General features: G+C 31.9%; 12 protein-coding genes. 8 read left to right on the top strand and 4 right to left on the bottom strand.

Annotated features, from left to right (window positions below; all coding sequences use genetic code 11):
* Positions 1–14: 14 nt before the first annotated feature.
* The 4 genes from carA (at position 15) to ACVCXO_RS06000 (ending at position 4995) form a co-directional block, all read left to right on the top strand.
* Positions 15–1121: a glutamine-hydrolyzing carbamoyl-phosphate synthase small subunit gene (gene carA, locus ACVCXO_RS05985; RefSeq protein ID WP_452228678.1), complete on the top strand. Its 1107-nt coding sequence runs from the start codon at positions 15–17 to the stop codon at positions 1119–1121.
* Positions 1122–1264: 143 nt separating this feature from the next.
* Positions 1265–2557, top strand: coding sequence for a phosphopyruvate hydratase (gene eno, locus ACVCXO_RS05990; RefSeq protein ID WP_452228679.1), 1293 nt, complete (start codon positions 1265–1267; stop codon positions 2555–2557).
* Positions 2558–2729: 172 nt separating this feature from the next.
* Positions 2730–4016 (top strand): citrate synthase, encoded by a 1287-nt coding sequence (locus ACVCXO_RS05995; RefSeq protein ID WP_452228680.1) that lies wholly within the window; start codon positions 2730–2732, stop codon positions 4014–4016.
* A gap of 64 nt (positions 4017–4080) precedes the next feature.
* Entirely contained in the window at positions 4081–4995 is a 915-nt protein-coding gene (locus ACVCXO_RS06000; protein WP_452228681.1) for a dimethylarginine dimethylaminohydrolase family protein, read from the top strand.
* On the opposite strand, the gene ACVCXO_RS06005 is transcribed toward ACVCXO_RS06000, so the two are convergent.
* Genes ACVCXO_RS06005 through ACVCXO_RS06015 form a run of 3 tightly spaced genes read right to left on the bottom strand, consistent with a single transcriptional unit; the run spans position 4996 to position 9004 of the window.
* A complete protein-coding gene (locus tag ACVCXO_RS06005; protein ID WP_452228682.1) occupies positions 4996–7536 on the bottom strand; it encodes a TonB-dependent receptor in 2541 nt (846 codons plus the stop codon). It abuts the gene before it with no gap.
* On the bottom strand, positions 7523–8434 hold the full coding sequence (locus ACVCXO_RS06010; RefSeq protein ID WP_452228683.1) for a FecR family protein: 912 nt from the start codon (positions 8432–8434) through the stop codon (positions 7523–7525). The genes ACVCXO_RS06005 and ACVCXO_RS06010 overlap by 14 nt, the downstream gene beginning before the upstream one ends.
* A 54-nt stretch (positions 8435–8488) precedes the next feature.
* A complete protein-coding gene (locus tag ACVCXO_RS06015; protein WP_452228684.1) occupies positions 8489–9004 on the bottom strand; it encodes an RNA polymerase sigma factor in 516 nt (171 codons plus the stop codon).
* 304 nt (positions 9005–9308) lie between these two features.
* Between ACVCXO_RS06015 and ACVCXO_RS06020 the strand changes: the two genes are divergently transcribed.
* The 4 genes from ACVCXO_RS06020 to ctlX all read left to right on the top strand — a co-directional run bounded on the left by ACVCXO_RS06020 (position 9309) and on the right by ctlX (position 12815).
* Positions 9309–10361, top strand: coding sequence for a hypothetical protein (locus tag ACVCXO_RS06020; protein ID WP_452228685.1), 1053 nt, complete (start codon positions 9309–9311; stop codon positions 10359–10361).
* Between the two features lie 77 nt (positions 10362–10438).
* Entirely contained in the window at positions 10439–11215 is a 777-nt protein-coding gene (locus tag ACVCXO_RS06025) for a membrane metalloprotease (RefSeq protein ID WP_452228686.1), read from the top strand.
* Positions 11216–11234: 19 nt separating this feature from the next.
* A complete protein-coding gene (locus ACVCXO_RS06030) occupies positions 11235–11828 on the top strand; it encodes a porin family protein (RefSeq protein ID WP_452228687.1) in 594 nt (197 codons plus the stop codon).
* Between the two features lie 51 nt (positions 11829–11879).
* Positions 11880–12815: a citrulline utilization hydrolase CtlX gene (ctlX, locus tag ACVCXO_RS06035; RefSeq protein WP_452228688.1), complete on the top strand. Its 936-nt coding sequence runs from the start codon at positions 11880–11882 to the stop codon at positions 12813–12815.
* On the opposite strand, the gene ACVCXO_RS06040 is transcribed toward ctlX, so the two are convergent.
* Positions 12812–14902: a tetratricopeptide repeat-containing sensor histidine kinase gene (locus ACVCXO_RS06040; RefSeq protein ID WP_452228689.1), complete on the bottom strand. Its 2091-nt coding sequence runs from the start codon at positions 14900–14902 to the stop codon at positions 12812–12814. The genes ctlX and ACVCXO_RS06040 overlap by 4 nt on opposite strands.
* Positions 14903–15180: the final 278 nt, after the last annotated feature.

Genomic DNA, 15180 nt, shown 5'->3' on the forward strand with positions numbered 1-15180 from the left:
ACAAAAATTACACAATGAAATACCAATCTCTTAGAAAAGCAATAATTCTATTAGCAGATGGAACCATTTTTCATGGGAAAGCAGTCGCTAATAAAGAAGGTACTGCCTTTGGCGAAGTATGCTTTAATACTGGAATGACAGGTTATCAAGAAATTTTTACGGATCCTTCTTACTTTGGGCAACTTATGGTTACAACCAATGCACATATCGGTAACTATGGTACCAAGGTAGAAGAAGTAGAGTCGGATGCTATAAAAATATCCGGTCTTATCTGTAAGAATTTTAGCTATGATTATTCTCGTGATGCTGCAGATGCTTCTTTAGAAGAATTTTTAGAAAAGAATAATCTCCTTGCAATTTCAGATATAGATACAAGAGCACTGGTAAGTTATATTAGAGATAATGGCGCAATGAATGCTGTAATATCTACCGATGTTGAAAATGTAGAAGGACTTAAACAACAATTAGCCGAAATACCAGATATGCAAGGTTTAGAGCTAGCGTCCAAAGTTTCAACCAAAGAGGCTTATTATTATGGGGATGAAAATGCTACCTTAAAAATTGCAGCTTTAGATATAGGAATTAAAAAAAACATACTACGTAATTTAGCGAAAAGAGATGCCTACATCAAAGTGTTTCCATACAATGCTACGTTTGAAGAATTAGCGGCATGGAATCCAAATGGATATTTCTTATCTAATGGTCCTGGAGATCCGGAGCCTTTGGTAGAAGCACAACAAGTAGCTAAAGAAATTATTAAAAGAGATTTACCATTATTTGGTATCTGTTTAGGGCATCAAGTAATTGCTTTAGCAAATGGAATATCCACTTTTAAAATGCATAATGGGCATAGAGGTATTAACCATCCCGTAAAGAATTTAATTACAGGGAAAGGAGAAATCACTTCGCAAAACCATGGATTTGCTGTGAACAGAGAAGAAACAGAAGCACATCCAGATTTAGAAATTACACACATACATCTAAATGATGATACTGTGGCAGGAATTAAAATGAAAAGCAAAAACTGTTTTTCTGTACAATATCATCCAGAAGCAAGTCCTGGGCCACATGATTCCTCTTATTTATTTGATGAGTTTATTGAAAACATGAAATCGAAATAATATAAAAAAGACAACGAAAATAGTAATTCGTTGTCTTTTCTGTTTTACTAAAACGATATAGGAACAATTTTAAACAATTCTTTAAATAACTTACTTACTAAAAGAGAATTAAAAAGTAAATTTGAGGAACAAAAACATATTTTATGAGCATTATAATAAATATTCACGCAAGACAAATTTTTGATTCAAGAGGAAACCCAACAGTAGAAGTTGATGTTATAACAGAAAATGGCTTCTTAGGAAGAGCTGCTGTACCATCTGGAGCTTCTACAGGAGAACACGAGGCTGTAGAGTTACGTGATGGCGGAAAAGCATATATGGGAAAAGGAGTTTCTAAAGCTGTGAAAAATGTGAATACTATAATTGCAGAAGAACTATTAGGTGTTTCCGTTTTTGACCAAAATGATATCGATCAAATTATGATTGATTTAGATGGTACTCCAAACAAATCAAAATTGGGAGCAAACGCAATTTTAGGAGTTTCTCTAGCTGCTGCAAAAGCTGCTGCAAATGAGTTAGCCTTACCTTTATACAGATACGTTGGTGGTGTAAGTGCAAACACACTTCCAGTTCCAATGATGAATATTATTAATGGTGGTTCACATAGTGATGCACCAATTGCATTTCAAGAATTTATGGTAATGCCTGTAAAAGCTAAAAACTTTACACATGCCATGCAAATGGGAACAGAGATTTTCCATAACCTAAAAAAAGTATTACACGATAGAGGTTTAAGCACTGCTGTAGGAGACGAAGGTGGATTTGCACCTAACTTAGAAGGTGGTACAGAAGATGCTTTAGAAACCATAGCTAAAGCGGTAGGTAACGCTGGATATACTTTAGGGGATGATGTTATGATTGCTTTAGATTGCGCTGCTGCGGAATTTTTTGTAGACGGGAAATATGATTACACGAAGTTTGAAGGAGATAAAGGGAAAATAAGAACCAGCAAAGAGCAAGCAGATTACTTGGCAGAATTAGCTGCTAAATATCCAATTATTTCTATTGAAGATGGAATGGACGAAAACGATTGGGAAGGTTGGAAATACTTAACAGAAAAAATAGGAGATAAAGTACAGTTAGTTGGTGATGATTTATTTGTTACAAACGTAGAACGTTTATCTCGCGGAATAGAAAATGACATCGCAAATTCTATTTTAATTAAAGTAAACCAAATCGGTACATTAACAGAAACTATTGCTGCCGTAAATATGGCGCACAATGCGGGTTATACATCCGTAATGTCCCACAGATCTGGAGAAACTGAAGATAATACCATTGCAGATTTAGCGGTAGCGTTAAACTGTGGTCAAATTAAAACAGGATCTGCTTCTCGTAGTGATAGAATGGCAAAATACAACCAATTACTTCGTATTGAAGAAGAATTGAATACCGTAGCTTATTATCCGCAAGAGAAAGCGTTTAAAATAAAATAATAGTATTTCGAGTAATTGTAAAAAGTGCTTATTTGTATAAAATAAGCACTTTTTTTATGCCATCAATTTTAGTGATATTAATATTGTAAAAAGCTTTGTTAAATCGCTTTAAAAATCGAGTGGTTTTTCGTAATTTAGCATTCCGCAAAACAAATAATATTCAAAATTAAATATGTCAAAAACAGCTACAATAGAAATTGATGGAAAAAAATACGAGTTTCCTTTAATTAAAGGAACAGAAAACGAGGTTGCTATAGATATCAAAACCTTAAGAGGAGTAACAGGTGGTGTAACAACCATTGATCCTGGATTTAAAAATACAGGTTCTTGCGAAAGTGCTATTACGTTTTTAAATGGTGAAGAAGGTATTTTAAGATATAGAGGGTACTCTATTGAAGAATTAGCTGAAAAAGCTGATTTTCTAGAAGTAGCATTTTTGTTGATTTTTGGTGAATTACCAAATAAAGAAGAATTAGAGAAATTTCAAAAAGACATTAAAGAACAATCTGTTGTTGATGATGATATAAAGAAAATTTTAGATGCTTTTCCTAAGTCGGCACACCCAATGGGAGTTTTGTCTTCTTTAACAAGTGCATTAACCGCATTTAATCCTTCTTCTGTGAATGTAGATTCTGAAGAGGAGATGTATAAAAGCGTAGTGAGAATATTAGGGAAATTTCCAGTATTAGTAGCTTGGACAATGCGTAAAAAACAAGGCTTACCATTAGATTATGGAGATAACTCTTTAGGTTATGTAGAAAACATCTTAAAAATGATGTTTAAAAAACCAAACGAAGAATATGTACAAAACCCAATTTTAGTTAATGCTTTAGATAAGTTATTAATATTACATGCAGATCATGAACAAAACTGTTCTACATCTACTGTACGTATCGTTGGTTCTGCACACACAGGTTTATTTGCATCTATTTCTTCAGGTATTTCTGCTCTTTGGGGACCACTTCACGGTGGAGCAAACCAAGCGGTTTTAGAAATGTTAAGTGGTATTGAAGAAGATGGTGGAGATACTAAAAAATACATGGCTAAAGCAAAGGATAAAAATGATTCTTTCCGTTTAATGGGCTTTGGACATAGAGTCTATAAAAACTTTGATCCAAGAGCAAAAATTATTAAAGTTGCTGCAGATGAAGTTTTAGGAGATCTTGGAGTAGAAGATCCAATTTTAGATATCGCTAAAGGATTAGAAAAAGAAGCTTTAGAAGATAAATACTTTGTAGATAGAAAATTATATCCAAATGTAGATTTCTATTCTGGAATTATTTATAGAGGTATGGGAATACCAACAGATATGTTTACAGTAATGTTTGCACTTGGTAGATTACCAGGTTGGATTGCACAATGGCGTGAAATGCGTTTGCGTAAAGAGCCAATTGGTAGACCAAGACAAATTTATATTGGAGAAACGCAAAGAGCTTTTAAAGACATAAAAAACAGATAAGATTAAAAATCTTTAAACTAAAAAGCTTCATAAGAAATTATGAGGCTTTTTATATATTTACAGTATGCTAAAACTAAACGTAAAAAACGAAACATCTAGACTAAGAGCAGTGGTTCTTGGTACTGCAATAAGTAATGGGCCAACACCAAGTTTGGACGAAGCTTATGATCCTAAATCTGCACTACATATAAAAGCAGGAACCTATCCTGTTGAAGCAGATATGGTTAAAGAAATGGAAGCAGTTGCTAACGTTTTTAAGAAATATAACGTAACCGTTTACAGACCAGAATTAATAGAAAACTGTAACCAAATTTTTGCAAGAGATATCGCATTTGTAATAGATGATGTTTTTGTAAAGGCAAATATTTTACCAGATAGAGAAGAAGAGTTGGACGCGATACAATATGTTGTGGACAAAATTAATCCTGATAAAGTTATTCGTCCTCCAGAAGAAGTTCATATTGAAGGAGGAGACGTCATGCTTTGGAATGATTATATTTTTGTTGGTACCTATAGAGAAGAAGACTATGCCGATTATATTGTTGCTAGAACTAATTTACAAGGTGTTGCATTTCTAGAAAAAACCTTTCCGCATAAAAAAGTGAAGTCTTTTAATCTTAGAAAATCGCAAACTGATCCAAGAGATAATGCCTTACATTTAGATTGCTGTTTTCAACCTATTGGAAAAAATAAAGCGATTTTGCATAAAGAAGGTTTTCTAGAAGAAGAAGAGTATTCTTGGTTGTTAAATTTCTTCGGAAAAGAAAATTGTTTCATAATTACCAAAGAAGAAATGTTTCATATGAATAGTAACGTATTCTCTATTTCGGAAGATGTTGTTATTTCAGAAAAAAACTTCACTAGATTAAACAGCTGGTTACGAAAAAATGGTATTACGGTAGAAGAAGTGCCTTATGCGGAAATATCGAAACAAGAAGGTTTGTTACGTTGCAGTACGATGCCTTTAATTCGCGATTAATTAAAAGGTAACTCGTACGCTTGCGTTTGGCGTAAATTTTAAAGATTTGTTATTTACTTGTATTGTTTTTTCCGTATCCGTTTCGTCTACAATATAATAACGATTAATAACATTGTCTTGATTGGTAATGTTTTTAATGCCAAATCGTAGAGATGTTTTTAGTTTTTTAGACACATGAAACGTATAGCTTAACGAAGCATCAAAACGAATAAAAGCATCTAGGTTTTCGTTATTTGGTACATCGTAATTCACAAAATAGAAACTACCATTTTGTGTGGTTTCATTCCCTTCCAAAGGTTTGGTATATGGTAAACCAGATCGGTACATGCTACCTAAAGATATTTGTAAATCTTCAAAAAGATTATAATTAAAAGCGAAGGATATAGAATGTCTAATATCTGTGTTGTTGGGGAATTTCTTAGGAGTAAAACTATGAAAGGTATAGTCGTTAGTACTATATGTATAACTTAACCAAGTACTATATTTTATCGAAGTTATATTAGCTAAAAACTCGATACCTTTTGCAGCGTAACTTCCTGTCGCATTTACGTATTGAAAGTTGTTATAAAAACCTTGATTAGATGCTGTGATACCATCAACTTTTTTATAAAAGCTAGTTAGGTCTACATGAAAATTCTTTTTGTTAAACGCTACACCGAAAGAACCTTGTTTACTTGTAGATATTGGTATGTTTTCTTCGTTAGCCAAAACCCATCGCCTATTTTCAACGCCTAAAAAATCATCTTGAAAATCTACTATTTGGTTAGTCGATTGGTTTTTAAACTCGCCTTCTATTTTTATAGCAAAGTGCGGAGACAATTTTTGTCTAAAATTTATTCTAGGTTCCATAAGTAATTTGCTAAACTTTTGAAAGTAATTAAAACGTACACCAACTCTTAAGTAGGTATTGTTCTTTTTGTATTCTCCTTCCGAGAAAAAAGCATGATTTAATAGCACATCCTTTTTTTCTTTAAGGTAAGATGGACCACTAACAGTAGTTTTATTTAAGATTCCAGTTTCATTGAATTGATAACCATTAAGGAGTACTAAATTATCATTAACAGAAAAATAGGAGTTTAGTTTTAATCCAGTTTCTAATACTTCATTACCTTGTTGTAAACGTTGGTCTGTTTGTACTCTATAATCATCTGCATTTACTGTATATTTAGAGGAGTAACCAATTAATTTTGTTTTAAACTTTTTACTCCATTGTGCCTGCCAATTTCCTCCGAAACCTATGTTTTCTTGCGATAAGGTGCTATTTTTAGAAGTGGTTTCCTCTTCGGTATTGGTAATCGTTTCCGCATAATCTAAATTATTATAAATGCCAATAACGTTGGCACGGAGTTTATGCTTTTCGTTTAGATTAAATAATAACTTTGCAGAATAATCGTAAAAGAAAAAATCGGAAGATGTGTTATTTTCATTAATTTCTTGCGTATTGATATCGCTATCTTGAAAACTTCGTTCAAAATAATTGGCATAGGTTGGTGTGCTTAAATAATCTGTAAAAGAACGTCGGCCAGAAATATGAAACTCTATTTTTTTTGAAATTGGTATTTGTAAAAAAGCGTCTGCACTTATTAAATTAAAACCAGCTCCTCCAGAAAATGCATTGGATATTTCGTCTTTACTAAACATGTTTATGGTACTAGAAACACCATCGCTAAATTCGCTACTTGTGCCGTTTTTAGTTACAATAACTTTGTTTGTTAGATTGGGGTTGTACGCAGAAATTAATCCGAAGAAATGCCCAGAATGATACATTTTAATAGCATCCCAAATAATTAAATTTTGGTCATTAGTTCCACCTCTTACATTGATGTTTGCAATACTTTCATTAGCACTCTCTACACCTGGAAGCGCTTGTATAGATTCTAAAATATCTGGTTCTATCAAACCGGGTAAAATGCCAAATTTATCTGTGTTTAAAATAGTGCTACCATCCATCCTTTTTTGTAAACCAGTGGTTATAAATTTAGTGATGGTAATTTGGTTTAACTCTTGATTGGTTTCACTTAAATAAACGATTTTACATTGGTTACTTTCATTAAAAAAGTGATTTGCTTTTAAGTGTACCGTTTTATATCCTAAATATGAAATACTAATTATAGCATCACTTGGTACATTTGTAAGTTTAAATTTCCCAGCGTAATTGGTAGCTGTTCCTATTTGCGTATTCGTAATTATAATAGAAGTACCCAATAGCGGTTCGTTATTTTCTTGGTCTACTATGATACCGCAAATAGCAATCGTTTTATTAACAACAGAAACTGTTATGTATCTATTATCTAAAACATTAAAATTTAGTAACGTTTTTGTGTTTAAAAAGTTTATGGTTTCGGTTAAGGATAATGTATCTGAAGGCGTTTCAATAAAAATAGCTTTTACATCTTCTACGGAATAAGAGAATTTCACATCAAATTTTTCTTCTATAGAGGTAATGATACTTGTAAGTGCTTTTTTTTCAGAAGTATTTTGACTGAAACTTAAAGTAGAATAAAAACAGAGTATGTATAAAAAACATTTAGTGAGCCTCATAGTTGCTTAAAGTAATAGTATTACCAGTAATGGTATAGCTTAATTTTAAGGGAATACTAACAGATTGCAATGCTATATCTTTATTGTTATGCGTGAAAGTTCCTGTAAATAATTGATCCGTATCTATATTATTTGCTGTTATTTTAATATTATACTGTCTTTCTAGCTCTTCCATTACTTGGCGTAAAGGTACATTGGTAAAGCTAGATTCTTGTTGCAACCAAGATGGGTTTGTAGCATGTAAGTCTTTAAATTCTGTTTTGTTATTTAATATTCTGAAAGATTTTCCTTTAGCTAATTTTATCGTTTCCTTATTGTAAGTAACACTTACTAAACCTTCATAACAGGTAACTTCAAAATAATTATCTCTCTCTTTTACATTAAACTGCGTTCCTAAAACTTGAACTATTCCAGCAGCTGTATGTACGGTGAACTTTTTACCTTTTGCTACTTTAAAAAAAGCTTCTCCATCTAATTCTAAACTTCTATTATCCTTCCATGATTTTTTATTAAAGCTTAATTTGGATGCTGCATTTAAAATCACCTCCGAGTTATCCGGAAGTAATAATGTTTCTGTTTCTGCATATTTAGTTTCAAAGGATTGCATATTATTGAAAAACAGAAAGTAGGATGAAGTTAATAGAATAGCAAAAACAGCAGCTATTCTATAAAACTGTTTAAAGTTTAAGGTTCTAATTTTTGGGTCGCTTTTGGTGCTTTTTCTGTTTTTAAAATCTTCTAAAGTTTTTTGTGCATCTATTGTTGGCGCTTCTAGTTGTGAAGCATAATGTGCTATTTTACTAAGCGTTTTTGAATTTTCAGAGGCACTTAAATCTGCAATCTCTTTTTCAGAAAGGTCGTGGTTAAACCATTTTAATATGTCTTTTTCTTCTTTCATTTTTAGCGTTCTAATAATAAGACAATTACATTAGTCTTTTCCCTACCACAAATATTAAATATTTTCTATTTTTGATCTTAAGGCTTTTAATGCTCCAGACATTCTTTTCTCTACTGCTTTTTGCGAAATATTTAAAATTTCAGCAATTTCTCTATATTTTTTACCATCAATCCTATTCATTAAAAAAACTTCACGTTGCCCTTCTGTTAGTCCAGAAATAGCATTTTGTAGTTTGATTTTAAACTCATCTTCTTCTAATAAGTATTCCGGGTTTTGGTTATTAGTGTCTATATAAGGAGATGCTTTTGCATATTCTAAAACTACTTTATTATGTTTTATAGTATTTAAAAACAAATTATTTACTGTAGTGAATAAATATGTTTTGGCCTTGGTGTAGTCAATTTTAGAACAGTTTTCCCAAATTTTAGAAAAAGCGTCTTGAACCAAATCCAAAGCATTATCTGGATCCCCACATTTGTAATACGCAAAATTATTTACTGCTTGAACCTGTTTTAAATAGAAAGAATTAAAATAAGATTCATCACAGAGGTTGTTAGTAGTTTGGGTCATTTAGTGTTCATTATAATTCTCGAAAGATAATATTTTTTAAGGTAAGGTAGGGTAAACTGCTTTAGAGATGTCTTAAGTGCACAAAACCCTTAAAACAATTTATTATGGAAAACAGAACATTAGAATTTATAGAAATTACTTTAATCGTATTTGCAATGGCATTAATTATTGCATCCATCCTATTATTAAATCAAATAAATTAAAAGAAAAGTAGGGTAAAATTAAAACGAGTTGTCTTACTAATAGAAAATGAAAAAATCGTTAAGTAAATAAATAAAGTTAAATTTGTAAACATTAAAATATTATGAAAAATTTAAAATTAATTACCTCCATCCTATGCATCGCATTATTTTCATTGCTGTCTTGTCAAGATGAAATAGATAATGAAAATGGTGAAAATCCAAATACCAATTCGGCAGATTCTCAAACAGCAGATAACCTAACAAGAACATCTATGTTTGATGGTTCTTTTGATGATTTTCTAGACGGCGTTTCCTGCTCTTCTATTTTATTACCAGTTACAGCAACTATAAATGGTACATCCATAACTATTCTAAATGAAGTAGATTACACGCAGGTGCTTAATATTTTAGGCCAATTTAATACCGATGAAGATACCGTAGTACTTCAGTTTCCGTTAACAGTTTCCTTAAGTAATTATACAGAGGTCGTTGTTACAAGTCAAGGAGAATATGATGCTTTGGTAGATGCATGTGAAGCGGCAGAAGCAGCAGGAGAAGCAGCAATATCTTGTTTAGATATAGAGTTTCCAATAACAGTATTAACATATAGCTTGTCTTTAGAACAAACGGGAAGTGTCGTGTTAGAGTCTGAACAACAGTTGTATGCATATATGAATGGTTTTAGTGATGATGAATTATTCTCTATTAGTTATCCAATAGACTTAACTTTTACCAACGGAACTTCAACAACAGTAAGTAGTGATTCAGAATTACAAGCAAGTATTAATGATTGTGTAAATGAAGCCGGAATTATGGAGGATGCAGAAGATGAAGCTAATACTTTAGAAGTACTATTAGTAGATGGTCTTTTTCAAGTGGATTCTTTTGTGATTGCTGGAGTAAATACAGCAACGGATTATGTAGAATATACTATTGATTTTGCAAACGATTTAAGTTTAGTAGCAGAAAATATAGTAAATACAACCAGCAATGATGTGCAGGGAACTTATGAAGTTACTTCGCAAACAGAAGTGTTTTTAAACTTAAACTTTACTGGTAATGCTACTTTTAGTTTATTAAATCAGGAATGGCAAGTAACGAGTTATAGCAACACTACAATAGAATTGCAAAGCTCTACAAATGCAGCAATAACGTTAGTTCTTACGCAAGTGTAATCTAAATATATTTGAAATTAAAAGGATTAAAACAGCTGTTAGAATTTTCTAGCAGCTGTTTATAAAAAAAAACTAAAATGAAAAAGATAGTATTTGTATTAAGTTTTTTGTTAACTATTGTAGCCTGTACAACGGACGATTCTTCAAACATCGAATCGAACAATAACAACAATAATACCAGTGCTAACCAACAATCAACTGGTAGCTCATCTAATGATTTATTATCCGATGCAACATATACAAGTATGAAAATAGAACTTGTTTATGTCGACGGTTTTGAGCCTTCGCAGACAGCAATAAACAATTTTGTAGCTTTTTTAGAAGCAAGAACGTTTAAACCTAATGGTATACTAGTTGAAAAAAGAGCAATAGCTTCGCCTGGAAATTCACCATATACAAACGCAGAAATAAGAGCCGTTGAGGATGCAAATAGAACAGCATATAATACAGCAGATCAAATTGCAGTTTGGGCTTTTTTTGCAGATGGAGAGTCGGATAGTAACACAAATAACGGCGTAGTTTTAGGCACAGCATATAGAAATACATCTTTTGTTATTTACGAAGAAACGCTACACGGTTTTAGCGATAGTGCTTTTGAACCTAGTAGAAGTCTATTAGAAACGACTGTAATAATGCATGAGTTCGGACATATTTTAGGATTAACAAACTTAGGAGCAGACTTACAATCTAATCATGAAGATGCAGAACACCCAAAACATTGCGATGTAGAAACCTGTTTAATGTATTGGTCTGCCGAAACTGGAGACGGTATTGCTAATTTAGTTTCAGGAGGATCTGCTCCGCAATTAGACGCACAATGTATTGCAGACTTGCAGGCTAACGGCGGAAAATAATTTATAACATTTAAGAAATATGAAAAAAGTATATTTAATAACTATAGCATTGCTATGCCTAGTTTTTACTAGTAATGCACAAGAAGAAAATTCAAACGAATCTAACTTTGGTTTAAAAGGAGGATACAATTTAGCAGCAGTGCACTTCGATGGAGAAGGAGAAACTGGGCAAAGACATGGTTTTCATGTTGGCTTTTACGGAGAGTCTTTTGTTTCAAACAACTTTGCAATACAATTAGAATTACTGTATGCACAACAAGGCTACGAAATAAAAAACGATAGCGGAACCTTTACACAAAAACTAGATTATATCAACGCTCCTTTAATGTTTAAGGTGTACCCCAATAATAATTTTTATTTGGAAGTTGGTCCACAAGCTGGTTTAGCTATTTCACACAAAGAAACTTTTGATAGTAGCTTCAACCTTTTTGATACTTCGCAAGAGTTTAAACCTAATAAGTTTGATTGGGGAATGAATTTTGGAGGCGGATTTAAAACAAATTCCGGTATTAGTCTTGGTGTAAGATACCATTTAGGATTAGGTGATATTTATGAAGAGGAAGGTAGTCCCCGAAATAGAGTATGGCAATTTTCAATTGGGTTCGATTTATAGCCGAAAATTAGAATTAATTAGTTTAGCTTTGCTCTGCTAAAAAGAACAAATATGCAACAAACTACAAATACTATATTGATGATTCGTCCTATTAATTTCAGGAGGAATGAACAAACCGCAGTAAATAATTTCTATCAAAAAGAAGCCGACAATGTATTGCCGGAAACGGAGAATGTAAAAGCGCAAAAAGAGTTTGATACGTATGTAGACAAGTTACGTAATATTGGTGTTCATGTAGTTGTTGTAAATGATACGGAAGAGTTTGATACTCCAGATTCTATATTTCCTAACAATTGGATTTCTTTTCATGAAAACGGAACCGTTGGTTTGTATCCAATGTTTGCAGAAAATAGAAGAAATGAAAGAAGAGAAGATATTTTAGAATCTCTTGAAAAGGAAGGTTTTACAATTGAGAATGTTGTAGATTATACAAGTGCAGAAGACGAAGGTGTTTTTCTGGAAGGAACGGGAAGTTTACTTTTAGATCGCGTAAATAGTATTGCATATTGTGCGTTATCTGCTCGTGCTGATGAAGGTTTATTTATAGAATTTTGTGAAGATTTTGAATATACTCCAGTAGTCTTTAAAGCGAACCAAACGGTAGACGGTAAACGCGAAGCGATTTATCATACCAATGTAATGATGTGTCTAGCAGAAACTTTTGCTGTGATATGTTTAGACACTATAGATGATAAAAAAGAACGTAAAAACGTTGTTAAACATTTACAACAAAGTGGCAAAGAGGTTATTTCAATAACAGAAGAGCAAGTAAGTCATTTTGCTGGTAATATGTTACAAGTAAAAGGTACAGGTGATAAACGCTTTTTAATTATGAGTCAAGCGGCTCACAATTGTTTAACTCCTGCGCAAATTAAGACCATTACAAAACATTGCGAAATTGTAAGTAGTAGTTTAGATACTATTGAATCTTGTGGTGGTGGAAGTGCACGCTGTATGATGGCAGAGGTGTTTTTACCTAAAAATTAAACGCCTCCAGTAGGATTTGTTTTTGGTAACTCAACATAAAAAGTACTGCCAATGGCTTCTGTGCTTTCTACCCAAATTTTGCCATGATTAAGTTCTACTAGTTCTTTGCAAATAGTTAAACCTAATCCAGTGCCTTTTTCGTTTTTAGTACCAATAGTAGTAAAAGTATTGTTTTTAAATAACTGGTCTTGATTTTCTTTAGAGATACCTACACCAGTATCACCAATACTAATTAAAGATTGTCCATTACTAATGTGGTTTTGAATTGTAATCGTATCACCAGATTTACAAAATTTAACAGCATTAGTAAGTAGATTTTGTACAATAATTTCTACCATACTTCTGTCTGCGTAAATAAAATCATGTAAAGAATTATCCTCTATTCTTATGTTTTTCTTTTCTGTTTTTTGTTCAATAAGTTTTAATTTATCTAAAAAGACTTCTTGCACATCAAACAAGCTTGGTTTAGACTCTAAGGATTGCATTTGTGATTTGGACCAATTTAATAGATTGAATAAAAGCAAAGAGGCATTATTCGCATTCTCACTTAATTCTGGTAATAAATGATTAAACTCATCTTTACTTAAGGAACCATCTTTTAATAAATCTATAAACCCTTTAATAGAGGTAAGTGAGTCTTTTAAATCATGAGATACTATAGAAAAAAGTTTATCCTTTACCTTATTAATATCTTCTAAGTTTTTGGTCTGATCTAAAATAGCTACATTTTGGATATTAATTTGCTTGTTTTTGTCTTCTAATTCTTTCGTATATTTAATACTATTGTTTCTTTTTAAGTAGATTAAAATTAAAAAAGTAGATACTACTAGCAATGCCAGTAATAGCAAATAGAAAATAAGGTTTAACCGGTCTATTTGTTGTTGACTTGCTTTCTTTTCTTCTTCATGTTGACTAATTAATGCTTGATTTGTAGCATTACTAGTTGTATTTAAGTCTTGACTTTCAATAGGAACTATTGCCGTGTTTTTCTCTATTTCTTTAGCCGAAGCATTTTGTTGTTGCCGCTTCTCCACTTTACTTTTAAGCTCATAATGCCTTCTTTGCCAAATATAAGCTAGTTTAAAATTATTTTCTACGGAATCTAATTTAGCTCTTAATCCATAATTTTTTATCAGTTGTTCTTCATCTTGCACCGTTCTAGCTAAAGTGGTCGCTTCATATAGCAAACGTTCGGCAACAATTGGTTTTCTTTCTCTTAAATATAGCTCTCCAGAAGTATTAAGTGCTATTAAAGTACCCAGATCATTATTAAGTCTCCTATTTAATCGAAGACCTTGTGTTACATATTCTTTAGCTTGATCTAAATTATTAAGGGAAAGATAGGAGCTTCCTATTTTTGTTAAAACATCACCTCTTAATATCGTGTCACTTGTATCTATACTTGCAAGTACATTATTGAAATAATAAATTGCTTTTTGGTATTCATTTTTGTTATAAAATAAATCTCCTAAATTTTTATTGGTTTGTATAACTTCTTCTTCCTTACCAAGAGATTGTTCTAAATCTAGTGTTTTTTTGTAAAACGTAATCGCTAGATCGTAAGCTTCCATTTTGTCATAAGCCGTAGCTAAATTCCGGTAAGCATCACAAAGCTCTTCTTTTAAATCTCGTTTTTCAAGTATCTCTATTGCAGAAAGAGAAAATTGTAAACCTTTGTCATAGTTACCTCTTGCAATTTCAATTAGACCAATACTATTATTAATTTTAGCAATTCCTAAAGTATCAGTTAATGCAATGTAAAGATCTTTAGATTTTGTGTAGTTGTCAATGGCATTAAGGTAATCTTCTTTTTTAGCAAAAATAAGTGCTTTATAATATGTGATCTCAGCAATACCTGCAGTGTAGTTTAAGTCATTAGATAGCTTTTCACTTTCTCTAATAAATTGTAATGCTTTGTTATAATCTTTTGTGTGGTACAGTAACTTAATTATCTGTAGGGAAGTGTTGATCTTTGTCGTGTCCGGTTTCTGAAACGCTAGCTGAATAGTGAGATTGTCAAGATCCTCGGTTTGCGAGAAGCCCAAAAGTGCACTAAGACAAAAAATAAGTGTAATCAGTTTCCTCATTTAATACATTTACAAGAGTAAGGTATCAACTAAGAGTCTTTTTTGAGGGAATCAAAAACGCTTTGTTAAATTATAATTAGTTAATAGTTATTAAAAAATATCCAGTTTTTTAGGGATTGGATAAAATCCTTGAAAGACAAAACTCAATAAAACAGATTGAATAAACTAATTAAAGCGATTTAATGCAGAAAAATTAGATAAAGTGAGAGTTTATTTTGGTGCGATATAATTTTACAGACAAAACACTAAAAATAAGGACAAAAGGAGCTTGGTTTTCA

This window comes from Lacinutrix sp. MEBiC02404 (assembly GCF_053601575.1).